24 protein-coding genes are annotated in these 21,456 nt (G+C 71.2%); 16 read left to right on the forward strand and 8 right to left on the reverse strand.

The genetic code is table 11. The features are described 5' to 3' along the window. The first annotated feature begins 148 nt into the window (after positions 1 to 148). From ABEA87_RS18665 to ABEA87_RS18695, 7 genes are all read left to right on the forward strand, one after another. Positions 149 to 475, forward strand: a complete 327-nt coding sequence (locus ABEA87_RS18665; protein WP_345631187.1) for a DMT family transporter — start codon at positions 149 to 151, stop codon at positions 473 to 475. A 119-nt stretch (positions 476 to 594) separates the two neighbouring features. Beyond that, positions 595 to 1,335 (forward strand): TetR/AcrR family transcriptional regulator, encoded by a 741-nt coding sequence (locus ABEA87_RS18670; RefSeq protein ID WP_345631188.1) that lies wholly within the window; start codon positions 595 to 597, stop codon positions 1,333 to 1,335. Between the two features lie 157 nt (positions 1,336 to 1,492). After that, positions 1,493 to 2,194 carry a peptidyl-tRNA hydrolase gene (locus tag ABEA87_RS18675; RefSeq protein WP_345631190.1) on the forward strand — a complete coding sequence of 234 codons (702 nt, stop codon included), beginning with the start codon at positions 1,493 to 1,495 and terminating at the stop codon, positions 2,192 to 2,194. Between the two features lie 203 nt (positions 2,195 to 2,397). Next, on the forward strand, positions 2,398 to 3,534 hold the full coding sequence (locus tag ABEA87_RS18680; protein ID WP_345631191.1) for an LCP family protein: 1,137 nt from the start codon (positions 2,398 to 2,400) through the stop codon (positions 3,532 to 3,534). 62 nt (positions 3,535 to 3,596) lie between these two features. Beyond that, the gene (locus ABEA87_RS18685; RefSeq protein WP_345631193.1) at positions 3,597 to 4,685 is read left to right on the forward strand and encodes a Gfo/Idh/MocA family protein; all 1,089 of its coding nucleotides are present in this window, start codon (positions 3,597 to 3,599) and stop codon (positions 4,683 to 4,685) included. A gap of 115 nt (positions 4,686 to 4,800) precedes the next feature. After that, on the forward strand, positions 4,801 to 6,531 hold the full coding sequence (locus ABEA87_RS18690) for an IlvD/Edd family dehydratase (RefSeq protein ID WP_345631195.1): 1,731 nt from the start codon (positions 4,801 to 4,803) through the stop codon (positions 6,529 to 6,531). Beyond that, positions 6,531 to 7,388, forward strand: a complete 858-nt coding sequence (locus tag ABEA87_RS18695; protein ID WP_345631197.1) for an SMP-30/gluconolactonase/LRE family protein — start codon at positions 6,531 to 6,533, stop codon at positions 7,386 to 7,388. The genes ABEA87_RS18690 and ABEA87_RS18695 overlap by 1 nt, the downstream gene beginning before the upstream one ends. Here ABEA87_RS18695 and ABEA87_RS18700 read toward each other — a convergent pair. Both ABEA87_RS18700 and ABEA87_RS18705 read right to left on the reverse strand, forming a co-directional pair. Then, positions 7,385 to 7,846, reverse strand: a complete 462-nt coding sequence (locus tag ABEA87_RS18700) for a hypothetical protein (protein ID WP_345631198.1) — start codon at positions 7,844 to 7,846, stop codon at positions 7,385 to 7,387. The genes ABEA87_RS18695 and ABEA87_RS18700 overlap by 4 nt on opposite strands. A 144-nt stretch (positions 7,847 to 7,990) precedes the next feature. Continuing rightward, the gene (locus ABEA87_RS18705; RefSeq protein WP_345631200.1) at positions 7,991 to 9,010 is read right to left on the reverse strand and encodes an MBL fold metallo-hydrolase; all 1,020 of its coding nucleotides are present in this window, start codon (positions 9,008 to 9,010) and stop codon (positions 7,991 to 7,993) included. 152 nt (positions 9,011 to 9,162) lie between these two features. Between ABEA87_RS18705 and ABEA87_RS18710 the strand changes: the two genes are divergently transcribed. Together ABEA87_RS18710 and ABEA87_RS18715 are read left to right on the forward strand one after the other, a co-directional pair. Continuing rightward, positions 9,163 to 10,134, forward strand: coding sequence for a LysR family transcriptional regulator (locus ABEA87_RS18710; protein WP_345631202.1), 972 nt, complete (start codon positions 9,163 to 9,165; stop codon positions 10,132 to 10,134). Then, a complete protein-coding gene (locus tag ABEA87_RS18715) occupies positions 10,119 to 11,018 on the forward strand; it encodes a serine hydrolase (protein WP_345631204.1) in 900 nt (299 codons plus the stop codon). Before ABEA87_RS18710 ends, ABEA87_RS18715 begins: the two co-directional genes overlap by 16 nt. A gap of 217 nt (positions 11,019 to 11,235) precedes the next feature. Here the strand turns inward: ABEA87_RS18715 and ABEA87_RS18720 are convergent, their stop codons facing one another. The 3 genes from ABEA87_RS18720 to ABEA87_RS18730 form a co-directional block, all read right to left on the reverse strand. Continuing rightward, positions 11,236 to 11,532: a DUF6295 family protein gene (locus tag ABEA87_RS18720; RefSeq protein WP_345631206.1), complete on the reverse strand. Its 297-nt coding sequence runs from the start codon at positions 11,530 to 11,532 to the stop codon at positions 11,236 to 11,238. A gap of 20 nt (positions 11,533 to 11,552) precedes the next feature. After that, positions 11,553 to 12,281: a dienelactone hydrolase family protein gene (locus ABEA87_RS18725; RefSeq protein ID WP_345631208.1), complete on the reverse strand. Its 729-nt coding sequence runs from the start codon at positions 12,279 to 12,281 to the stop codon at positions 11,553 to 11,555. A 104-nt stretch (positions 12,282 to 12,385) separates the two neighbouring features. Further along, the gene (locus tag ABEA87_RS18730) at positions 12,386 to 13,213 is read right to left on the reverse strand and encodes a hypothetical protein (protein ID WP_345631210.1); all 828 of its coding nucleotides are present in this window, start codon (positions 13,211 to 13,213) and stop codon (positions 12,386 to 12,388) included. Between the two features lie 72 nt (positions 13,214 to 13,285). Between ABEA87_RS18730 and ABEA87_RS18735 the strand changes: the two genes are divergently transcribed. Together ABEA87_RS18735 and ABEA87_RS18740 are read left to right on the forward strand one after the other, a co-directional pair. Continuing rightward, complete coding sequence (locus ABEA87_RS18735; protein WP_345631212.1) at positions 13,286 to 13,660, forward strand: VOC family protein; 375 nt, start codon at positions 13,286 to 13,288, stop codon at positions 13,658 to 13,660. Positions 13,661 to 13,707: 47 nt separating this feature from the next. Continuing rightward, positions 13,708 to 14,673: a helix-turn-helix domain-containing protein gene (locus ABEA87_RS18740; RefSeq protein ID WP_425570911.1), complete on the forward strand. Its 966-nt coding sequence runs from the start codon at positions 13,708 to 13,710 to the stop codon at positions 14,671 to 14,673. Between the two features lie 48 nt (positions 14,674 to 14,721). Here ABEA87_RS18740 and ABEA87_RS18745 read toward each other — a convergent pair whose 3' ends face one another. Beyond that, the gene (locus tag ABEA87_RS18745) at positions 14,722 to 15,180 is read right to left on the reverse strand and encodes a VOC family protein (protein WP_345631213.1); all 459 of its coding nucleotides are present in this window, start codon (positions 15,178 to 15,180) and stop codon (positions 14,722 to 14,724) included. A gap of 141 nt (positions 15,181 to 15,321) precedes the next feature. Here ABEA87_RS18745 and ABEA87_RS18750 point away from each other — a divergent pair, with 141 nt between their 5' ends. The 5 genes from ABEA87_RS18750 (at position 15,322) to ABEA87_RS18770 (ending at position 19,381) form a co-directional block, all read left to right on the forward strand. Beyond that, positions 15,322 to 15,642 (forward strand): antibiotic biosynthesis monooxygenase family protein, encoded by a 321-nt coding sequence (locus ABEA87_RS18750; protein ID WP_345631215.1) that lies wholly within the window; start codon positions 15,322 to 15,324, stop codon positions 15,640 to 15,642. Between the two features lie 115 nt (positions 15,643 to 15,757). Further along, positions 15,758 to 16,687: an ABC transporter ATP-binding protein gene (locus ABEA87_RS18755; protein ID WP_345631217.1), complete on the forward strand. Its 930-nt coding sequence runs from the start codon at positions 15,758 to 15,760 to the stop codon at positions 16,685 to 16,687. After that, entirely contained in the window at positions 16,677 to 17,570 is an 894-nt protein-coding gene (locus ABEA87_RS18760; RefSeq protein ID WP_345631218.1) for an ABC transporter permease, read from the forward strand. The genes ABEA87_RS18755 and ABEA87_RS18760 overlap by 11 nt, the downstream gene beginning before the upstream one ends. After that, positions 17,570 to 18,481: an ABC transporter ATP-binding protein gene (locus ABEA87_RS18765; RefSeq protein ID WP_345631219.1), complete on the forward strand. Its 912-nt coding sequence runs from the start codon at positions 17,570 to 17,572 to the stop codon at positions 18,479 to 18,481. Before ABEA87_RS18760 ends, ABEA87_RS18765 begins: the two co-directional genes overlap by 1 nt. Positions 18,482 to 18,667: 186 nt before the next feature. Continuing rightward, positions 18,668 to 19,381: an ABC transporter permease gene (locus ABEA87_RS18770; RefSeq protein WP_345631221.1), complete on the forward strand. Its 714-nt coding sequence runs from the start codon at positions 18,668 to 18,670 to the stop codon at positions 19,379 to 19,381. 73 nt (positions 19,382 to 19,454) lie between these two features. Here ABEA87_RS18770 and ABEA87_RS18775 read toward each other — a convergent pair whose 3' ends face one another. Together ABEA87_RS18775 and ABEA87_RS18780 are read right to left on the reverse strand one after the other, a co-directional pair. Next, positions 19,455 to 20,480, reverse strand: a complete 1,026-nt coding sequence (locus ABEA87_RS18775; protein WP_345631222.1) for an endonuclease/exonuclease/phosphatase family protein — start codon at positions 20,478 to 20,480, stop codon at positions 19,455 to 19,457. 88 nt (positions 20,481 to 20,568) lie between these two features. Then, entirely contained in the window at positions 20,569 to 21,411 is an 843-nt protein-coding gene (locus tag ABEA87_RS18780) for an NAD-dependent epimerase/dehydratase family protein (RefSeq protein WP_345631223.1), read from the reverse strand. Positions 21,412 to 21,456 lie beyond the last annotated feature (45 nt).

Below are 21,456 nucleotides of genomic sequence, written 5' to 3' on the forward strand. Positions count from 1 at the left end.
GCACGGGCCAAGGCAGACGGCCAGTTCCCCTTCGGTGAACGCTCGGTGTCGGTCACCGTACGTGTCCTTCGATCTCGAACTTTCGGGACGTCCGTACCACAACCGCGGGTACTCTTCCCCAGAGGTACCCGGACCTGAGGACGCGAAATTGCCATACCTGTTGCTCGCCTTTGCCATCGGCAGCGAGATCGGCGCGACGACCCTGCTCAAGCTCGCCAACGGCTTCACCCGATTGTGGCCGTCGATCGGCGTCGCCATCGGCTATGCGTTGTCGTTCGTGATACTCGGGCAGGTGCTCAAGACCCTGCCGGTGAGCCTGGTCTACGCGATCTGGTCCGGCGCGGGTACGGCGGCGGTGGCGGCGATCGGCCTGGCGCTTTTCCATGAGCCGGTGACTTGGTTCAAAATTGGGGGCATCGCCCTGGTGATCGCGGGCGTAGTGGCGCTCAACATCGGCGGGGGACACCAGACGTAATGACAAGAACGCGATCTGTCACGGACGCGGGTACGGGCGAGCCCGCCCCCGGCGAGCCGGCCACAGCGGAGCCGGCCACAGCGGAGCCGACGACAGCGGAGCCGGTGATAGTCGAGCCGGTGCTGGTTGAGCCGGTGGTGCCGGATTCGGTCGCGGTCGAGCCGATCCCCACCGCACCGGCGACCTCCACCGGGCTTGTCGCGGCGCAGCCGCCGGCCGGGACTGGGATCGAGGCCGGCCGGCCGGTCGTGACCGACGGCCGGCGCGCCCGCGGCGCGGCCCGGCGCGGGCAGATCGTCGAGGCGACGCTGCGCCTGATCGAGACCGGTGGGGTGGCCGCGGTGCGGCATCGGGCGGTTGCCGCCGAGGCCGGAGTGCCGCTGGCCGCCACCACGTACTACTTCGCGACCCTGGACGACCTGCTGGTCGCCGCGCTGACCGAGGCCGCGGAGCGGTCCGCCGCCACGATCCGGGCCTGGGCCGGCTCTCTCGTCCCGGACGCGGACATGGCCACCGCGCTCAGCGAGCTGGTGGCCCGGCTGGCCGGGCCGGAGCGGCGGGCGACCATCGCGGAGTACGAGCTGTGCATGGCGGCCATGCGCCGGCCCGCGCTGCTGCCCCTGGCCGAGGGCTGGGTCCAGCTGCTGGTCGACGTGGTGCGCCCGCACATGGCCGACGATCTGTCCGCCCGGGTACTGGTCGCCGCGTTCGACGGGCTGCTCATCGAGGCGCTGCTCGCGGTCGAGCCGCCGACGGTGCAGCGGCTGCTGCCGGTGGCGACCCGACTGCTGTCGCACAGCGGCGAGGGGGCCGGCCGGCGTGCCCGGCCGCGGGGCGGTCGCGCCCGGTCCGGCGGCTGACGCCGCGGTGCCGGTTGGGTCTGTCGCCGGTGGGGCTGGCGACCGGGCCGGAGCCCGCACGCGCTGTGCGTGCGCACGCACACGGCGCACCGGGCCGCCGTCGTCGATATCGCCGACCCGGTCCCGGAGGGCGGGCCGGGGCTGGGACGATGGGTGCGTGGACGACATCCGGATCGCCGATCCGCCGCCCGCCGACCGGGACGCGGCCCCGGAGCTGGTGCTGCCATTGGTCGTGCGGCTGGAGCGGGCGGACCCACCGGCGCGCACCGACGCGCTGGAGGCCGCCGCTCGGGCGGTACTGGAGCTGCTCGGGGACCCGCGTACGACCGACGGGGAGTGGACGCCCGCGGTGCGGCTGTGGGAGTCCGGGCACATCCGTAAGGTGGTCCGCCGGGCCCGGGGCGCCGCCTGGTCGCGGGCGCTCGCGTTGCCGGGCCTGACCGTGACCGTGCGCACCGCCGAGGTCCGGGTCTACCCGCCGGTGCCGCTCGACGGCTGGCCGCCGGACCTGGCCAAGCTCCAGGTCGGCGGGACGGAACTGGCTGACCCGGCGCCGCCTCCGGCGCCCGAGCCGGGGCGACCGACGCTGTGGCTCAACCCGGGGCTGTCCATGACGGCGGGCAAGGCCATGGCCCAGGCTGGGCACGGCGCGCAGCTGCTGTGGTGGGCCACCGACCAACCGGCCCGCGAGCGGTGGCGGGCCGCCGGCCTGCCGGTGTCCGTACGCACCGCCCCGGCCGGCGACTGGGCGCGGCTGTCCGGCGCGGGGCTGCCGATGGTGCGCGACGGTGGCCTGACCGAGCTGGAACCGGGCTCCCTGACCGTGGTGGGCGAGGCGCCCTTCCTCCGGCACGCCTGAACCGTTGTCGGGGCGGCCCGGCACGAACCGGTCAGGCGGCGGTCCGCCCGGCGAACCGGTCGGCGGGCCGTTCCGGTCGGTCAGGGCCCGAGCCCGGTCGCGCGTGATTGCATCACGGCGAACTGGGTAACCGCCCATCCTGTGCGCGGTGCCTGACGGGTGTGGGATCTGGTCCGGCGCCGGTTGTGGGCAAGGGGGTACCGGTGAACGCCGTGACGGCCGGCGGTGGCCCGAAACGCGTCCCGGTACGGTACGTCCGGCGGGTCCGGCGTCGCCGTAGCCGGCTGCGCCGCGCGTTCCTGGTGTTCCTGCTGGTGCTGGGCGTGCTGGCGGCGGCCGTGTTCGCCGGCGGATTGCTGGTCGTGAACCGGCTCAACGGCGCGGTGGTGCCCGGGAATCTGCTCGGCACCGCGAGAGCGCCGCGCGGCGTCAAACACGGGCCGTTGAACTATCTACTGATCGGTTCCAACTGGCGCAACGACAATCCGGGCAACGGCGAACGGGCCGATTCCATCATGATCGTGCACATCCCGCGCGGGGCGAAGAGCGGCTACCTCGTCTCGGTGCCGCGCGACCTGTACTACACCATCAAGCCGTACTCGCCGACCGGCTTCGAGGGCAGCACGGAGAAGATTGACGCCGCGCTCAACTACGGTGGCATGCCGCTGATGTCGCAGACCGTGGCCGACCTGACCGGGTTGAAGTTCAACGGTGCGGTGGAGGCCCGGTTCGACGGGTTCAAGAAGGCGGTCAAATCGATGGGTGGCGTGAACATGTGCGTGGACGAAAAGGTGGTCTCCGTGCACATCGGGCGCGACAAGAACGGGCACTACGCCGCCCCGTACACGAATCTGACCGGGACGCCACAGCCGGTGCCCGGCGTCACGCCGCAGGTCTACTACCCCGGCTGCCAGCACCTGGCGGCCTGGCAGGCGCTGGACTACGTGCGGCAGCGTGAGCTGCTGCCCGGTGGCGACTACGACCGGCAGCGCCACCAGCAGCAGTTCATGATGGCGGTACTCAAACAGACCGCGTCCACCCACACGATGAGCAACCCGATCAAACTCGACCGGGTGGTGCACGACATCGGCAGCTCGATGCTCACGGACACCAACGGTGTCTCCGTCACCAACCTGGTGCTGATGATGCGCGGCATCAAGGCCAGCTCGCTGGTCGGCCTGCGTACCCCGTCGTATCCGGACGAGGTGGACGGCACGTCGTACGTGATGCCCGACGACGGCACGCCGGAGCTATGGCAGGCACTGCGCGACGATACGCTCCAGGAGTTCGCGAAGTCCCATCCAGAGCTGGTCAACCCGCTGAACACCGGTGGCTCCTGACCCAGGAAGCGGATAAGAGAAAATGGTCCTACCCGTAGCCGGGTACGACGGGAGGACCATTGATGACATCGACGGCGCCAGTGACGTTCGGGGTGATCGGCAGCGGCTGGCGGTCGCTGTTCTTCCTCAGGCTGGCCAAGCGCCTGCCCCACCGATTGCGGGCGACCGGGGTGGTCACCCGTACTGCCGAGCGGGGTGCCGAGGTCGAGGCGGAGTGGGGCGTACCCACCTTCCGCTCGGTCGCCGAGCTGGTGGGTGCGGAGCGTCCGGACTACGTCATCGTGTCGGTACCCTGGCAGGTCAGCCCGGACTCGATCCGCGAGGTGGTAGGCCTCGGCGTGCCGGTACTCGCCGAGACGCCGCCGGCCCCGGACCGGGCGGGGCTGCGCGCACTCTGGTCCGACGTCGGCCCGAGCGGCCTGGTACAGGTGGCCGAGCAGTACCTGCTGATGCCCAGCCACAGCGCGCGGCTGGCGGTGGTGCGCTCCGGGGTCATCGGCGAGCCGACCTCGGTGCAGGTCTCCTCGACCCACCTCTACCACGTGGTCTCCGTGATCCGGGGCATGCTCGACGTCGGGTACGCCGAGACCGAGGTGAGCGCCCGGGAGTTCGTCGCGCCGCTGGCGAACCCGCTGACCGGCGACGGCTGGACCGGCGACGACACCCCGAAGCAGGCGACCACCACGCTGGCCACCATCGACTTCGGCGGGCGGATGGGCCTGTACGACTTCACCGACAACCAGTGGTGGAACCCGCTGCGGCACCGGCGCATAGTGGTGCGTGGCTCGCTCGGTGAGCTGGTGGACGACCGGGTGGTCCGGCTGATCGATCCGGACACCCCGGTCGAGTCGGCGCTCATGCGCCGGCAGACCGGCATCGACCTCAACCTGGAGGGCCTGGACCTCAAGCACATCAGCTTCGACGGCGAGATCGTGTACCGCAATCCGTTCGTCGGCTCCGGCCTGTCCGACGACGACCTCGCGGTGGTCGACCTCGCGTGGCGCACCGGCCTGTGGGCCCGCGGCGAGGGCCCGGCGCCGTACCCGCTCGCCGAGGCCTGCCAGGACCACCTGATCAGCGACGCGATCGGGGAGTCGCTGCGCACTGGCGCCCCGGTGCGCACGGGCACCGAGGCGTGGGCCAGCGCCTGACGGGCGGGCGGCATGCCAACCCTGGCCCCGTGAGGCGGGTACGGCATAGGGTTTTCGCGGCGGCGCCGGATCGGCGCGGCCGTGGCGTGCCGGCCGGGCCGATGGGGGAGTCGCGATGAGCGTTGACCGGAAGAGGCGTAGCCAGTCCTGGTTCGGTGCGACCGGCCGCTCCGGAATGGTGTACCGCTCCTGGATGCGCAACCAGGGCTTCGGCCCGGACGTCTTCGACGGCCGGCCGGTCATCGGCATCGCCACCGCGTGGTCCGAGTTGGCGCCGTGCAACTCGCACCTGCACCGGGTCGCCGAGGCCGTCAAGCGGGGCGTCTGGCAGGCCGGCGGCTTCCCCCTGGAGTTTCCGGTGATGGCGCTGGGCGAGACGTTGATGCGCCCGACCACCATGCTCTATCGCAACCTGCTGGCGATGGAGGCCGAGGAGCTGATCCGGGCCAATCCGCTCGACGGCGTGGTGCTGCTGTCCGGCTGCGACAAGACGACGCCCGGCCTGCTGATGGCCGCGGCAAGCGTCGACCTGCCCGCCATCATGGTGACCGGCGGCCCGATGCTCAACGGGAAATACCGGGGCGAGGACGTCGGGTCGGGCACCCACGTGTGGAAGTTCGAGGCCGACCTGAAGGCCGGCCGGATGACCCAGGAGGAGTGCTACGTCGCCGAGGGCTGCATGGCCCGGTCCAACGGCCACTGCATGACGATGGGCACCGCGTCCACGATGGCCTGCGTCGCCGAGGCGCTGGGCATGCAACTGCCGGGATCGGCGGCCTGGCCGGCGGCGGACTCCCGGCGGATGGAGACCGCGCAGCGCGCCGGGCAGCGCATCGTCGCCATGGTCGACGAGGATCTGCGGCCGAGCGCGGTGATGAACCGCGCCGCGTTCGAGAACGCGATCCGGGCCAACGCGGCCATCGGCGGATCCACCAACGCCATCATCCACCTGCTCGCGCTGGCCGGCCGGCTGGGCGTGGAGCTGAATCTGGACGACTTCGACGCGCTGTCCCGGTCGGTGCCGACCCTGGTCGACCTGATGCCCTCGGGCCGGTTCCTCATGGAGGACTTCTGCTACGCCGGTGGGCTGCCGGTGGTGCTGCGCGAGCTGGCCGCCGGCGGGCTGCTGCACACCGAACAGCTCACCGTTACCGGCACGACGATCGGCGCGAACGTGGCCACGGCCGAGTGCTGGAACCGGGAGGTCATCCGCACCCTCGACGCGCCGCTGCAACCGCCCGGCTCCGGCACCGCCGTGCTGCGCGGCAACCTGTGTCCCGGCGGGGCGGTCATCAAGCAGTCGGCGGCCTCGCCGCACCTGATGAAGCACCGCGGCCGGGCGCTGGTGTTCGACTCGCCCGAGGAATATCACGCGGTCGCCGACGACCCGGATCTCGACGTGGACGCGAGCGACGTGCTGGTGATCCGGGGCAGCGGGCCGCGCGGGTACCCGGGCATGCCCGAGGTGTCCAACGTCGCGCTGCCGGCGAAGCTGCTGCGCCGCGGCGTGGAGGACATGGTGCGCATCTGCGACGGGCGGATGAGCGGCACCGGCTTCGGCACCGTCGTGCTGCACGTGTCGCCGGAGTCCGCGCTGGGTGGCCCGCTCGCGCTGGTGCGCACCGGCGACGCGATAGTGCTGGACGTGCCGGCGCGCACGCTCACTCTGGATCTGCCGGACGAGGAATTGAACCGTCGCCGCGCCCAGTGGCGCCCGCCGCAACAGGGACCGACCAGCGGGTACGCGTGGCTCTACACCCAGCACGTGTTGCAGGCCGAGGCGGGAGCGGACTTCGACTTCCTGCGCGGGTGCCGTGGCCATGCCGTACCGAGGGAGTCGCACTGATGAACGCAGAGGTAGAACAGTTCTCCGCACCGCTCGCCTACCACGGTGAGGGTCCGGTGTGGACGCGGGAGTGGGGCGGGCTGCGCTTCGTCGACATGCTCGCCGGCGACATCTTGTCGCTGGACGCGGCCGGCGAACCGATCGACCGGATGCACGTGGGTTCGGTGGCCGCCGCGTTCCGTCCCCGTACCGGCGGGGGCATGGTGGTGGCGGCCGAGCGCGGGTTCGCCCTCATCGACCCGGACGGCGCGGTGCGGTCGCTCGACGAGCTGTGGTCCGACCCCGGTGTGCGGATGAACGAGGGCGGCTGCGACCCGGACGGCCGCTTCTACTGCGGCTCCATGGGATACGACAAGTCGCCGGGCGCAGGCAGCTTCTACCGGCTGGACCCGGGCGGCACGGTCGGCGTCGTGTGGTCGGACGTGACCATCTCGAACGGGCTGGCCTGGACCCCGGACGGCACGTCGGCGTACTACGTGGACACCCCGACCCAACGGGTGGACATCCTCGACTACGACCCCGAGTCAGGCCTGACCGGCCGGCGGCCCTTCGTGGAGGTGCCGGCGGGGCTGGGCGGGCCGGACGGGCTCACCGTGGACAGCGAGGGCTACGTGTGGGTGGCCGTGTACGGCGGCTCCGCCGTGCACCGGTACCGGCCGGACGGCATGCTGGACGGCGCCCTGGAGTTGCCGGTCAGCCAGGTGACCGCGTGTACCTTCGGCGGCCCGGGCCTGTCCGAGCTGTACATCACCACGTCCCGCGACGGGTTGGCGGCCGACGCCGAGCCCGAGGCGGGCGCGGTGTTCCGGGCCAGGCCGGGGGTGGCCGGCCTGCCGGCGCTGCCCTTCGCCGGTTAGTCGCCGGCGGCGCCCGCCACCCGGCCCGCGGATTCTCGACCCGCGAGCCGGCCGGTGAGGCGGGCCCAGCCGAACCAGAGGAGTACGGCGACGGCGATCACCAGGACGATCGCGCTGGCCGCCACGATCGGGTTGACCCATGCGGGCACCAGGTCGAAATCCGGATTGCACTTGTTGTGCAGCGGAAAGAGTCGCTGGAATTCCTCGGCATGGGCGTCCCGGTAGACCTCGTCGTAGCGTTGGTGATGGTTCCACGTGCATGCCTCGCCCACGTCGAGGCCGCCGCTGAACGCGCCCCACGTCCAGGACGCGAGGCCGGCGAACAGCGAGATGGAGCAGACGCGCGTCCACCACATCGGGCGCCGCCAGGACGCGTTGCGCAGGCCGGTGGCGATGCGGAAGAGATTCCACAGGTTCCAGATCAGCCAGGCGACAAGCAGTAACTGGATAGCTACCACGGCAAGGGCTCCTCCGGCTTGCGTCATGGCGCTGTTTCACCTGTTCTCTTGGCACGAGACGCGGTCTCCCAGCGCCACCTGGGCGAAGCCGGTCGGTCCGGAGTCCTGCGAGACATGGGTCTGACGGTAGAAGGGTCGGTCCAGTTAGAAGTTCAGCACCCGCAGGTGGGTGGGCTCGACGACCTGCGTCTTCAGGCCCATCGACTGAACCGTCTTCTTGAGCTGGTCGATCGGGGTGCGGTCGATCGTCTTGGGCAGGTCCGGCGAGTCGTACCCGGTGACCATGTCGTCGTTGTGCACCGGAATGACGTACCGGGGGCCGCCGAGAACGGTCAGCAGGCGCTCCAGGTAGTGGTCCAGTGAGCTGAAGTCGGTCACGCAGACCGAAACGACGTCCGGCCGCAGCCCCTCGAGTTCCTTCTCGACGAAGTTGGTACCGCCGAACATCAGCACCTTCAGGCGCCCCGGCACGGTCAGCTGGTAGGCCAGGGTGTTGCCCTCCACCAGATCGGTGGTCGTCTTGGGCGTCGCCGGTGGTTCGACGCGGATGCCGGGCGCGAAGTAGCCGTATCCCAGCGACTGACTGTGCAGGCTGCGCATGACCCGTACCTGGTAGGCGCCGCCCTGGAAGGTCAGGTCCTCACCCCCGCTGGCGGTGATGAAATTCGCCATCCGCCCCGCCGAGACTCCCATCGCGGTCAGCAGGTTGCGCTGCGTGTCGGTGCCGATGGTCCTGATCGTGGCGCCGGCCCACTCGGCCCGGCTGAGCAGTTGCGGGACGTCCGCGATGTGGTCCCAGTGACTGTGGCTGACCATCATGAGCTCGGGCGGCCCGGCGAGCCGGCCGGTGGTGAGCAGATTGTCGACCACTGCCGGGTTCGGGGCCAGGATCCCACCGTTGGTGGTGTAGTCGAACCGGCTCACGTACGGGTCGAAGTAGAGCACGTGGCCGTCGAAGGTGATTTCCCACCCCGCCACCCCCAACCAGCGCATCGCGACACCGGCGGCGGTCAGCGGCCGCGCCGGCGCGGCCGCCGCGCCCGTTGCCGTCGCCAGGCCACCGCCCACACCCCCGGCGATGGCGGCGGCGGCCCCGCCCGCCACCGCCGCGCGCAGCACGCCACGCCGGTTGATTCCCTCGGGCTTATCGTCGCTTCGCCTCATGTCGACCGTCCTCTCCTCGAACCTTTGGGCAGCCACCCTGGGCATCCGCGGCCGCGCCGTCCAACGGAAGTCACTCAACCAGCGGGGCCCGTGACGAGGCCAACATCAATAGCGTCTGACCGGCGATACGGTTTTTGATATCGTCGCTGGCCGTGGACCTGATTGCGCACCTGCGGTACTTCATCGCGGTCGCTGAGGAACTCCACTTCGGCCGGGCCGCCGCCCGGCTGCACATGTCCCAACCGCCGCTGTCCCAGCGCATCCAGCGGTTGGAACGGCATTTCGGCCTGCGGCTGTTCGACCGCTCGGCCCGGGCGGTGAACCTGACCGGCGCCGGGCAGCTGTTGCTGGTCGAGGCCCGCGACCTCGTCGCGCGGGCGGCCGTGCTCGATGAACTGGCCGGTCAGCTGCGCTCGGAGGGCATCAACGTCCTTCGTGCGGGACTGCCTCCCGATGTGCCCGGCACGACCGTCGCCGCCCTCGCCGCGGAGTTCGCCGCCCGGCAACCGGCGGTCACCCTGCGGCTGCAGGAGTCCGCGCCCGCCGTGCAGCACCGGGCCCTCGTGGAACAGCGGCTCGACGCGGCCGTCCTGCGGCTGCCGTTCGACACCGCGCGCCTGGCCCTCGGACCGGTGGTTCAGCGCCCCCTCGGGGTCCTGATCGCCGGGAACGACCCGCTGGCCGGGCATCCCGAGCTGCTGCTGTCCGTGCTGGCCCCGCTCGCGCTCGTCATCTTCCGGCGGTCCACGGCGCCGGCGGTGTTCGATGAGATTCTCGATACCTGCGCCCGGCACGGATATCGTCCCTCGACCGTCCACGAGGTCAGCAGCACGGAGTTCGGGCGCGGCCTGGTCATGGCCGGCGGCGCCGTCGCCTTCGACGACGGCGCGCTGGCGCCACCGGCCGGCGCCGTGTGGCGTCCGGTCACCGGGCAACCGCTGGCCGCGCGGCTGGCCACGGTGTGGCCACGCGGGCGGGACAACCCGGCCGTACACGCCTTCGCCGAGACGGCGACCGTGGTGCTGCAACGCGAGGCGGGCATGAGCGTCGTCGGGCCGGTCCGCCCGGGCACCGCGCTGCGAGCCCGCCCCACCTCCGAATTCCTTCCGTGGGGCGCACCGTGACCCCGGGCCAACCGGTGCTCGCCCGGATCCGGGCGACCTTCGACGCGGCCGGGGTCAGCGGATGGCTGCACGCCGTCGACATCGACCGGGCCAGCGAGGTCGAGCTGCGCGCCGACGAACCGGTCGTGCTCGCCAGCGTGTTCAAGGTGCCGCTCGTCGTCGCGTTCTTCCGGGCCGCCGAGGACGGCCGGTTGGACCCGAGGGCGCCGGTGACGGTACCGCTGGCGGAGCGCAGCGGCGGCCCGACCGGCATAGCGGCGATGCTCGACCCGGTGACGATCTCGCTGCGCGACCTCGCCTACCTGGCCCTGACCGTCTCCGACAACGCCGCCGCGGACGTGCTCGCCGATCACGTGGGACTCGACAACGTCGCCGAGACCCTTGACGCGCTCGGCCTGCACCGGACCCGGGTGCCGCTGCTGACCCGCGACGTGGCCGCGTTGACCCGCGAGGACCTCGATGAGCAACGCGGGTTGGTCACCGATCCGGCCGCGGTCAGCCGCCTGCGCGTGCTCGATCCGCTGACCAGCAACCGTTCCACCGCACGGGACTGCACCCGCCTGCTCGCCCTGATCTGGCGCGACGAGGCGGCTGGGCCCGCCTCGTGCGGTGCCATCCGCAGGCTGCTGTCGCTGCAGGTGTGGCCGCACCGGCTGGCGTCCGGGTTCCCGTTCGACGATGTGTCCGTGGCGGGCAAGACCGGCACCCTGCCGACGATCCGTAACGAGATCGGGGTGGTGGAGTATCCCGATGGTGGGCGCTACGCGGTGGCGGTGTTCACCCGGAGCACCAGCACGGCGTTGAACCTCCCCCGCGCGGACGCCGCCATCGGGCTCGCTGCCCGCCTGGCCGTCGAACACCTGCGCGAGCAGTCCTCCGACTGACCACCGCGAAGCCGGACAGCCTCTCTACCTCGGGGCTTTGGACAACTGGCCGGCGCCTGAGTGCGGGCGCCGGCGAGTTTCTCTATCTGGGGGCTTTGGACAACCGGCCGGCGCCTAAGTGCGGGCGCCGGCGAGCTTCTCTATCTGGGGGCTTTGGACAACCGGCCGGCGCCTAAGTGCGGGCGCCGGCCAGTTGTCGCATCGAGCGGTCGATCGGTCAGGCCGCGACCTGCTGGTGGGCGCTGCCGGCCTTCGAGGCGAGTCCGGGCGGGGCCGAGGCCAGTGCGGCGCGGATCGAGTCGATCAGTGCCAGGGCCGCCTCCTCCGTCAGTTCGACCGCCACGCGGGCGGCCGGGCCGAGCTTCGGGTTGCCCAGGTCGATGTTCACCGTGTGTTCGTACGGCGCGTGCTGCGGGTGGTCGACGTACACCGTCGCCTGGGTGAGCGAAAACCAGCCGCTACTGCCCTTACCGCTGCCGTCGATGGCGGCGTACTGGGTCAGGTACGTGCACATGGGATTCTCCTTACGCGGCCTTACGCGGCCAGGTGCTTGCCGTAGAACTCGAAGATGCGCTGCCAGCCCTCGACCGCGGCGGCCGGGCGGTAGCTCGGCCGGTCCACGGCGAAGAACGCGTGGCCGGCACCCTCGTAGCTGTGGAACTCGAACTGCTTGCCCAGGCGCTTGAGCTCCGCGTCGAGGGTCGCCACCTCGGCCGGGGCCGGGTACTGGTCCTCATCGCCGAACAGGCCCAGCACGGGGCAGTCCAGCTTCTCGGCGCGCGAGATTACCGGCTCCACCTGGAGCGGGAAGCCCTCCGCCGGGGCGCTCGCGACGAACGCACCGTAGCAGTCCACGGCGGCGTTGAGGTCGAGCTCGCAGGCGGCGAGGAAGGACTGCCGCCCACCGGAGCAGTGGCCGATGACGCCCACCTTGCCGTTGGACGAGCTGAGTGCGCGGAGGTAGCTGGCCGCACCGGCCACGTCACCCAGCAGGCGCTCGTCCGGCACCCCGCCGGCGGCCCGCGCCGCCGCGGCCGCGTCGTCCGGGCTGGCGCCGGGCGCCTCCCGCCAGTACAGGTTCGGGCAGATCGCCGCGTACCCGTTCGCGGCGAACCGGCGCACCATCTCCTTGGTCGATTCGTCATACCCCGGCATGTGGTGGATCACCACGACGCCCCCCACGGGCCCAGGGGTGAGCGGACGGGCCAGGTAGGCCTCGACCTCGTCTCCCTGGTGACCGTTGATCTTCACCGTCTCCGACATCATTGCGTCGTACATTCCGGCCCTTTCGGTCGTTACGTGCCTCTTTGGGCTGGTCGTCGGGATCCCGCCCGGGGTACGGGACCGAGGCGACTACCTGTGTGCGCCTAGCTGTTCAGCAGCTGGCTGCCACAACAGCACACGATAATGAGTAGTAGGAGGGCCCCCGACACCCAGTAGACCCACTTGCCGTTGTAGCTCTGCGGAGGCGGCCCCATGGAGCCGCGGGTGAACGCCCAGAGCGGCGTCTTGTACTCCAACTCCACCGTCTGCCCCGGGGCAACGTTGATCATGATGTCCGCCTTGCCGACCTGAGGCGGAATCAGGTACGGCACGTGCGTGTGCACCTGGTGCTGGCCCGGCGTCACCGGAATGGTGTTGCGGCCCCAGACGCCCTGGATCTCCCGGCCGTCGATCACGATCTTCGGCTTGAAGAAGAAGAACAGGAAGGCCATCACGAAGAACTTCGTGGTCAGCACTATCGCGGAGCCGCCACCGCCGCCGGCCGGGTAGCCCGGCTGCTGCGGGTAGCCCGCCTGCTGGTAGCCCTGCTGCGGATAACCGGACTGCTGCGGATAACCGGACTGCTGCGGATAACCGGACTGCTGGGGATAACCGGACTGCTGGGGGTAACCCGGCTGCTGCCCGGGCTGCTGCTGTCCGGGCTGCTGTGGGTAGCCCGACTGGGGGTAGCCCTGCTGCGGGTAACCGGGCTGCTGGGGGTAGCCCGCCTGCTGGTAGCCCTGCTGTTGCTGGCCCTGTTGCTCGTAGCCCTGCTGTTCGTAGCCCTGCTGCTGGCCCTGCTGTTCGTAGCCCTGCTGTTCGTAGCTCTGCTGAGGGTAACCGGGCTGCTGGTAGCCCGGCTGCTGCGGATAACCCGCCGGGGGCGGGTAACCCGAATCACCAGGCTGTTGCGGGGGGTAAGGGGCGCTCAACAAGATCTCCTCTCGGTCGGGCGATCACGTTACCCGTTGACCACAAACCGCAGGCGATGTGAGCCTGTCCAGATGTTTCTGCGGCACCTCGGCCTGGCGGTCGGTGATCAGGAGCGCAGCTTGCGGTTCTACGCGACGTACTTCGCGTTTGACCGGGCGACGGCCAGCCGTTACCCGGACGGCACGATCATCGTGCGCGACCGGCACGGCTTCGACCTCGCGCTGCACGAGATCGCCAAGCACGGCCCCGCGCCGACGTCGGCGCCGCCCTTCCTGCACTTCGGGTTCTCGTGTGAGAGCCCGGACCGGGTACGCGAACTGCACGATCGGCTGGCCGCCGACGGGTACCGGATCGTCGAGTACGACGACGAGCCCGGCATGGTCTCCTTCAAGTGCCTCGACCCGGACGGGTACCGGGTGGAGGTGTACTGGGAGCCGCGGGCCTGAGTCCGGTGCACCGGATCCTGTCGTAGGGCGGTGGCATGCTGTCCGGCGTGTACCGACAGTGGGCGTCGAGCCGGATCGCGGGCTCCGTGCTCTGGACCCGTTCGGTGTCCGGAGACCGGCTCGCGTCCGGCGCCGCGACGGCAGCCCGGGGCGGCCTCGCCCTTGACGGCTCGGTGCCGGATGGCTCGGCGCCCGGCGGCTCGCTGCCCGATGGCTCGCTGCCCGATGGCTCGCTGCCCGATGGCTCGCTGCCCGATGGCTCGCTGTCCGATAGCTCGGAGACGATCCGAGTGAGACTCGTGACGGGTGGCGGGCCGGCCGCACGCGTCACCAGCGACCGGATCCTGCCCGACGGCTGCCTGGACCTGATCTGGGCGTCCGGCACGCTCCTGGTCGCCGGGCCCGACACCCGGGCCTGGCTGTCCGAGAGCGCGCCGGGCACCGCCTACGTGGGCCTGCGGTTCGCCCCGGGCACCGGCCCGGCCGTGCTCGGCGTGCCCGCCTGTGAACTGCGCGACAGCCGGGTCGAGCTGGCCGCGCTGTGGCGCCCGGCGGTCGTCCGCCGGATCGCCGAGCGGATCGCCGAGGCCGGCGACCCGGCGGGCCTGCTGGAGTCCGTGGCGCTGGACGCCATGACGGCGGGCTCCACGGCGCTGGGCCCCGGGCCGCTGAGCCCCACGGCGCTGAGCCCCACGGCGGCGGGCCCCGGGGCGCCGGATGCGTGGGCTGGCCGCGCCGTCGCGTCGCTGCGGGCCGGTGCCTCGGTGCGCGCCCTGGCCGAGCGGGTCGGGCTCGGCGAGCGGCAGCTGCACCGGCGGTGCCTGACCCTGTTCGGATATGGGCCGAAGACCCTCGCCAGGGTGCTCCGGTTCGACAGCGCCGTGGCGCTGGCCCGTCGCGGCGTACCGTTCGCCGACGTGGCCGCCCGCACCGGCTACGCCGACCAGGCCCACCTGTCCCGGGACGTCCGGGCGCTGGCAGGCGTGCCGCTGGGCACCTTGATTCGCGACTGACGTCTGTCGATCGGTGGCCGTCTGGTCATCGGCCGGCTCGGGGCGGTCTCAGCCCTGGCCGTTGGGGGCGAACAGGTCGACCGCGTTGCCGTCCGGGTCGTGCAGCACCGCGTACCGCTGACCCCAGAAGGCGTCCCACGGCTGTTTGTGCCCGGTGTACCCGGCCCCCACCAGGTCGCCGTACACCCGGTCGACCTCGGCCGGATCCGCGCACCGGAACGCGAGCGCGGCACGGGGGCTGCCGCTCGGCGGTGTCCACTCCGGATCGATGCCGCGAATGACCTCGACCGTGTCCCAGGCCAGGATGGCGCCGTCGCCGAGCGGCGCCTCGACGTGCGGCTCGCCGTCGGCCCCGTCCGGCACGGCCAGCCCCAGCCGACGGTAGAACGCGAGGGATCGTGCCATATCGGCGACCACGAGCCCGATGAAGTGGAAGTGAAGGCTCGGGCGACGGTCGGCGGATTCGACGCGGGAGGCGTCGGGGTCGAGCGGCTGCTGGGATGTCATGGCGCCACGGTACGGCGACCGTCACCCGGAGGTCTTGAACGAATCGGACCTCGGGCGCCGGACGGTCCGGCCGAATTCCGCCCGGCCCTCGCCCCGAGTGGTACGAAGAGCAGGGGATTCGACGAGGGCAGGGGGTCCGGAATGATCGCGCGACACTGGTCGGGCACCGCCACCGGCGAGGGGGCCGACTGGTACGAGACCCACTTCGTCAGCGAGGTCCTGCCGGGGCTGCGGATGATGCCCGGGTTTCGCGGCGGGTACCTGCTGCGCAACGACAACACCGAGGCCACCGAGATCCGGGTACTCACGTTGTGGGACTCGGTCGAGGCGATCGAGGGCTTCGCCGGGCCGGACGCCACCGCCGCGATCGTCGCGCCCGAGGCGCGGGCGGCACTGCTGAGCTTCGATCCGGTCACCACGCACTACGACGTGGTGGTCGCGGACAGCGTGGTGCCCAGCTGAGCCGTTCGGTGCGAGGTCATCTCGGCTCCATGATCGAACCCTAGGGGTCGCGGATCAGGGAGACACCAGGGGTGGCCAACCCCCGCGAGTCACGGTGAGACCGTACAGTCGGGGCGTGGCTTTGATCGAGACACGTTCTCTCACCAAGCGCTACCCGAGGGTCACCGCGCTCGACGCGTTCACGGTCGACATCGAGCCCGGCATCATCGGCCTGGTCGGCGCCAACGGCGCCGGCAAGTCGACTCTGATCAAGACCCTGCTCGGCCTTTCGGCGCCGACCTCGGGCTCGATCCGGGTGCTCGGGCTCGATCCAGCTCGGGACGCCGAGGCGATCCGGGCTCGGGTGGGTTACATGCCCGAACACGACTGCCTCCCGCCCGACATGGTCGCCGCCGAGTTCGTCACGCACATGGCACGGATGAGCGGGTTGCCGCGCACCGCGGCCCGGGAGCGGGCGTCCGAGGCGTTGCGTCACGTCGGGCTCTACGAGGAGCGGTACCGGCAGATCGGCGGCTACTCGACCGGCATGAAGCAACGGGTCAAGCTGGCTCAGGCGTTGGTACACGATCCCGACCTGCTGCTGCTCGACGAACCCACCAACGGTCTCGACCCGGCCGGGCGGGACGCGATGCTCGGGCTCATCCACCGCATCGGCAGCCAGTTCGGCATCTCCGTGATGGTCTGCTCCCACCTGCTCGGTGAGGTCGAGCGCATCTGCGACTCGCTGGTGGCGATCGATGGCGGGAAGCTGCTGCGCGCCGACCGGATGTCCGCCATGACCGTGCAGCGCGACGTGCTCGCCATCGAGGTGGACGAGGGGACCGAGCAGTTGGCCGAGGGGCTGGCCGCCGCGGGGCTGGGAGTCAGCCGGGACGGCCGGCTGCTGCTGGTGCCGCTGGAGTCGGACCAGACCTACGACGTCATCATCGGCACGGTCGCCTCGCTGGACCTGCCATTGCACAGGCTTGAGCAGCGGCGGCACCGGGTCTCCGAGCTGTTCTCGGCCCGGCCGGACCCGCAGGAGGTAGAGACTCGTGCCAGCTGACATAGTGCCCACCCAGCCGGCGCCGGCCGACCGGTCCGGTGGGGTCATCCACGACATCGGGTACCAGCGCTACAGCGGATCGCGTCTCGGGCGCGGCTACGCGTCCCGGGCGCTGTATGTCCACAGTCTACGGACGGCCTTCGGCCTGGGTCGCAGCGCGAAGGCCAAAATCTTCCCGTGGCTCGTGGTCGGGCTGGTGTTCGTGGTCGCCATGGTCGCGGTGGCGGTACGCGCCGAGTCGAATCAGGTGGTCCTCAGCTACCTTCAGTTCACCGACACGATCGGCCTGCCGCTGTTGCTGTTCCTCGCGGTCGTCGCGCCCGAGTTGGTCTCCCGGGACCTGCGGTCGCGGGTGCTGCCGCTCTACTTCTCGCGGCCGCTGCGGCGCGACGACTACGCGCTGGCCAAACTCGCCGCGATGACGAGCGCGTTCTGGCTGCTGCTGGCCGCACCCCAGCTGCTGATGCTGATCGGCGGGGTGTTCTCCCGCAAGGACGGGTTCGGCGGGGCGATGGACGAGGTCATGGACTTCCTCGGCGGCATCGGCTACGCGGCGATCGTCGCCATCGTCTTCTCCAGCCTCGGCATCCTGCTCGCCTCGCTGAGCGGTCGCCGGGCCGTATCCGCGGCCGTGGTCGCCGCCGTGTATCTGGTGACCACCCCGGTGGCGGCCGTCCTGCAGACGCTCGGTGGCACCGTCGGCAAGATAGCCCCGGTGATCAACCCCATCGATCTGGTCGAGGGCCTGGAGGCCTGGTTGTATCACCGGTCGACCGGGATTGACATCGGCAATCACGGATATCTGTACCTCATCGTGGCGGTGGTGCTGGTGGCCGTGTACGTGACGCTTCTGCTCGTTCGGTACCGGAAGGTGGCCGCCTGATGAGGACCGTGGAGCTGACCAACGTCTCCCGCTGGTACGGCAACGTCGTCGCCATCAACGACGTGACGATGACCCTGGGCGCCGGCGTGACCGGCCTGCTCGGCCCGAACGGCGCCGGCAAGACCACCCTGCTGCACATGATGTCGGGGTTCCTCGCGCCGTCCCAGGGTGAGTTGCGCATCGGTGGCGAGCCGGCCTGGCGCAACCCGGAAATCTACCGGCACCTCGGCCTGGTCTCCGAGCGCGAGGCGGTGCACGGCTTCCTGACCGCCTGGGACTTCGTGCTGGCCAGTGCCAAGATGCACCGGCTGCCCCAGCCGGTACAGGCCGCCCGGCGGGCCATCGAACTGGTCGAGTTGACCGACGCGCAGGACCGCCGGATCGAGACCTTCTCCAAGGGCATGCGCCAGCGCACCCGGGTGGCCGCGGCACTGGTGCACGATCCCGAGATCCTGCTGCTGGACGAGCCGTTCAACGGGATGGACCCGCGCCAACGGCTGCACATGATGCGGCTGCTGCACCAGATGGGGGAGTTGGGCCACACGGTGCTGTTCTCCTCGCACATCCTGGAGGAGGTCGAAGAGGTCTCCGGCACGGTACAGGTGATCGTGGCCGGCCGGCTGGCCGCCTCCGGCGACTACCGGACCATCCGCCGGCTGATGACCCACCGGCCGCACGTCTTCGCGATCCGTTCGACCGACGACCGGCGGCTGGCCGTGGCCCTGATGAACGAGGGCTCGGTCAACGGGCTGGACGTCGACCAGAACGGCCTGACCGTGCGCGCCGGCGACTACGGCGCCTTCACCCGCGCGCTGCCGAAGATCGCGCTGCGCGAGGGGCTGCGGGTGCGCCAGCTCACCCCGTCGGACGAGTCGCTGGAGAGCGTCTTCTCCTACCTGGTCACGGCCTGATGCCCGGCCCCGGCCTGATGCCCGGCCCCGGCCTGATGCCCGGCCCCGGCCTGATGCCCGGCCCCGGCCTGACGCTCGCCCCCGGCCTGACGCCGGCCCCGGCCTGACGCCCGGCCCCGACCACGTCCCAGACGGCCCATCGACAACTACCAGACGGCCACGCGCTGGCAGAGAGTGTGAACGCAGATGAACCTGACCGTAGCCCGGATCACCGCACGGGGCCTGTTCGGCCGGCGGCGCTTCCTGTTGCTGTTCCCGCTGCCGTTGCTGCTGCTCCTGCTGACCGTGGCCGCGAAGGCGTCCGGGACCGCGGTGAGTGACTGGGCGCCCTCGGTCCTCGACGGCATGGGCTTCTCCGTGATGCTGCCGGTGATAGCGCTGATCGTGGGTACCGGCGTGCTCGGCTCCGAGATCGACGACGGCACGGTGGTGCACATCCTGGCCAAGCCGCTGCCGCGCCGGGACATCATCCTGGCCAAGCTGGTGGTGGCGGTGGGGATCACCGCGGTGACCGCGGCGGTACCGATGTTCATCGCCGGTCTGGTGGTTGACTCGACCCGGTTCGGGCTGGCGCTCGCCGCCGGGTGCGCGATCGGGTCCCTGGGGTACAGCGCGGTGTTCCTCGCGTTGAGCCTGCTGAGCCGCCGGCCGGTGCTGGTCGGCCTGCTGTACGTGCTGATCTGGGAGAGCCTGCTCACCAACGTGCTGAGCGGCACCCGGGTGCTGTCCATCCACCAGTACGCGCTGACCGTGGTGCACGCGATCGAGCCCGGCGGCCTGCTCTCGGCGCACGTCGGGCTGCCGGCGGCGCTGGTGATGAGCGCGGTGTTCCTGGTCGGCGGCACGGTGCTGGCCATCGACCGGCTCCGGTCCTTCACGGTCAGCGGCGAGACCGGCTGAGTCCGGTAGGGGGCTGAGCCCGCAGAGGGTCAGCCCGCAGAGGATCAGCCCGGTGGGGGTCAGCCCGGTGGGGTCAGCCCTGCTTCGGGAAGGTGAGGGCGGCGAACACCGCGCGGTGATCGCTGTCCCGGATCGGCAGCACCGACACCGAGCTGATCCCGATCCGGGAGTCCGCCAGCACGTGGTCGGGGGTCACCTTGGGCAGCGGCGGGCCCAGGTACGGGAACGTCGGGGTGAGCGCCTCGCCCACCACCTCGGCCGCGTCCCGGTACCCGGTCGACAGCACGTGCCGCAGGTCCGGAAAGTCCAGCGTCATGTTGAAGTCGCCGAGCAGCAGCCGTACCGGGCCGTGCGGGGTGGCCGGCGGGATGCTGCGTACGCCGGCGTTCCAGCACGCGGTCTGGTCCGGGTCCACCGGCGCGCAGTAGTGGATCACGTCGATCGCCACCGGTACCGAACCGGGCGGCTGCACGGTCGCCAGGGTCTCCGTGAAGGTGTGCGGCAGCGAGTGCCGGCCGACCCCGGTCAGCGGGTACCGGGAGAACAGCGCGGTACCGGCCGGCCCTATCCACTGCGGGTTGGTCGACGAATAGGGCAGCAGCTGGGACAGCCCGGCGGCGAGCAGCCGGTCCAGTTCCGGTGGGGTGACCTCCTCGATCGCCAGCACGTCCACCCTGCGCTGGCGGGCGAGGGCGACCACCGAGGCCGGGTCGGCGTGCCCCTCGCGCAGGTTCGCGGTCAGCACCCGCACGGCCGGGCCGCGTACCGGGTCGGGCCCGCCGAATCCCCGGGGCGCCACGACGACCACCAGCGCGACCAGCGCGGCGGTGGCCAGCGCGGCGGCCAGCCACCTGCGTGACAGCAGCGCCACGGCCAGCGGGATCACGGCGGTGATCGCCGCGTACGGCACCACCGCCGGCTCGATCGCCAACGGCCACCGGTCGACGTGCAGTCCGAGCAGCCGCACGAGTGCGACGAACGCCCACACCGCGGCCAGCGGCCAGCACAGCCGGGCCAGCAGGCGCCGCAGGCGGGCAGGCCCGGACGGCAGGTCTGCCGGTCGGGGGTGTTCGGTCGGCGGGACCGTGGAGATCGTCATCGGCGCCACGATATCCGGCCCACCTCGGAGAGGGCGGGCGGTCCGGACTATTGCAGCGAGCGTTGGGGCGATTACGGATGGTTGATGGCTACATGGGCTCGCCGAGCGGTGCCTGGCAGAACCCGCCGCCAACCAGATCATGCAACGGGTCGGCGAGGTCGGGCTCGCCGTCCGCCGCGATCCGCGACTGCGCGAACCGCTCGGCGTCCTCGGCCGGCTCATACCCCAGGGTCCGCGCGCCGGACAGCGACCACCAGCGCCTCGTGTTGTCGGAGATCGCCCAGACCACCCGGAAGCCGGGCTCCGGGTGGCTCAGCGCCGCCTCGACCAGCCTGGCGGCGTCCGCCGGCGCGAGCCAGGTGGCCAGCGCGCGGGCGTCCGACGGCTCGGCGAAGCAGGAGCCGATCCGCAACGCGGTGACGTCGAGGCCGTACCGGTGGTGGTAGAGCGCGCCCATCGACTCGATGGCCGCCTTGCTCCAGCCGTAATAGGTGTCCGGCCGGGCGGGCAGGTCGCCGGGCAACCCGTCCGAGCCGGCCGGGACGTCACCGCGCCGGTAGAAGCCGGCCGCGTGGTTACTGGAGGCGAGCAGCACCCTGGGTACGCCGGCCTCCACGGCGGCTTGCAGCAGGTTCTGGGTGCCGACCACGTTCACCGACAGGATGTCGTCGAACGCGGCCTCCACGCTGATCCCGCCCAGATGCAACACGGCGTCGACGCCCTGGCACGCCTTTGCCATCGCGTCGGCGTCGGTGAGGTCGGCGGCGATCGTTTCCTCGCCGGGCTGAAGGTCCCCGACCTCGGTCAGGTCGGCCAGCCGGACGATCCGGCCCTCCCGCCGGAGCAACGGGCGCAGCAGTTGGCCCATGTTGCCCGCCGCGCCCGTCATGAGTAGCCGGTACGTGTCTTCGCCATTGTCAGTGCCGGCCAACCCGTTCGCCACCTTTCACGCGTGCGTTACCGGACGCGTCCCGTA

Origin of the sequence: Rugosimonospora acidiphila (assembly GCF_039543385.1) — a bacterium.
Taxonomy (GTDB): domain Bacteria; phylum Actinomycetota; class Actinomycetes; order Mycobacteriales; family Micromonosporaceae; genus Rugosimonospora; species Rugosimonospora acidiphila.

What these genes read in the sequence shown, in the direction of transcription:
- ABEA87_RS18765 (WP_345631219.1), top strand. Translation starts at nt 17,570, where the DNA reads ATGAGGACCGTGGAGCTGACCAACGTCTCCCGCTGGTACGGCAACGTC.
- ABEA87_RS18770 (WP_345631221.1), top strand. Translation starts at nt 18,668, where the DNA reads ATGAACCTGACCGTAGCCCGGATCACCGCACGGGGCCTGTTCGGCCGG.
- ABEA87_RS18745 (WP_345631213.1), bottom strand. Translation starts at nt 15,180, where the DNA reads ATGACATCCCAGCAGCCGCTCGACCCCGACGCCTCCCGCGTCGAATCC.
- ABEA87_RS18690 (WP_345631195.1), top strand. Translation starts at nt 4,801, where the DNA reads ATGAGCGTTGACCGGAAGAGGCGTAGCCAGTCCTGGTTCGGTGCGACC.
- ABEA87_RS18735 (WP_345631212.1), top strand. Translation starts at nt 13,286, where the DNA reads ATGTTTCTGCGGCACCTCGGCCTGGCGGTCGGTGATCAGGAGCGCAGC.
- ABEA87_RS18775 (WP_345631222.1), bottom strand. Translation starts at nt 20,480, where the DNA reads ATGACGATCTCCACGGTCCCGCCGACCGAACACCCCCGACCGGCAGAC.
- ABEA87_RS18705 (WP_345631200.1), bottom strand. Translation starts at nt 9,010, where the DNA reads ATGAGGCGAAGCGACGATAAGCCCGAGGGAATCAACCGGCGTGGCGTG.
- ABEA87_RS18695 (WP_345631197.1), top strand. Translation starts at nt 6,531, where the DNA reads ATGAACGCAGAGGTAGAACAGTTCTCCGCACCGCTCGCCTACCACGGT.
- ABEA87_RS18685 (WP_345631193.1), top strand. Translation starts at nt 3,597, where the DNA reads ATGACATCGACGGCGCCAGTGACGTTCGGGGTGATCGGCAGCGGCTGG.
- ABEA87_RS18750 (WP_345631215.1), top strand. Translation starts at nt 15,322, where the DNA reads ATGATCGCGCGACACTGGTCGGGCACCGCCACCGGCGAGGGGGCCGAC.
- ABEA87_RS18720 (WP_345631206.1), bottom strand. Translation starts at nt 11,532, where the DNA reads ATGTGCACGTACCTGACCCAGTACGCCGCCATCGACGGCAGCGGTAAG.
- ABEA87_RS18725 (WP_345631208.1), bottom strand. Translation starts at nt 12,281, where the DNA reads ATGTCGGAGACGGTGAAGATCAACGGTCACCAGGGAGACGAGGTCGAG.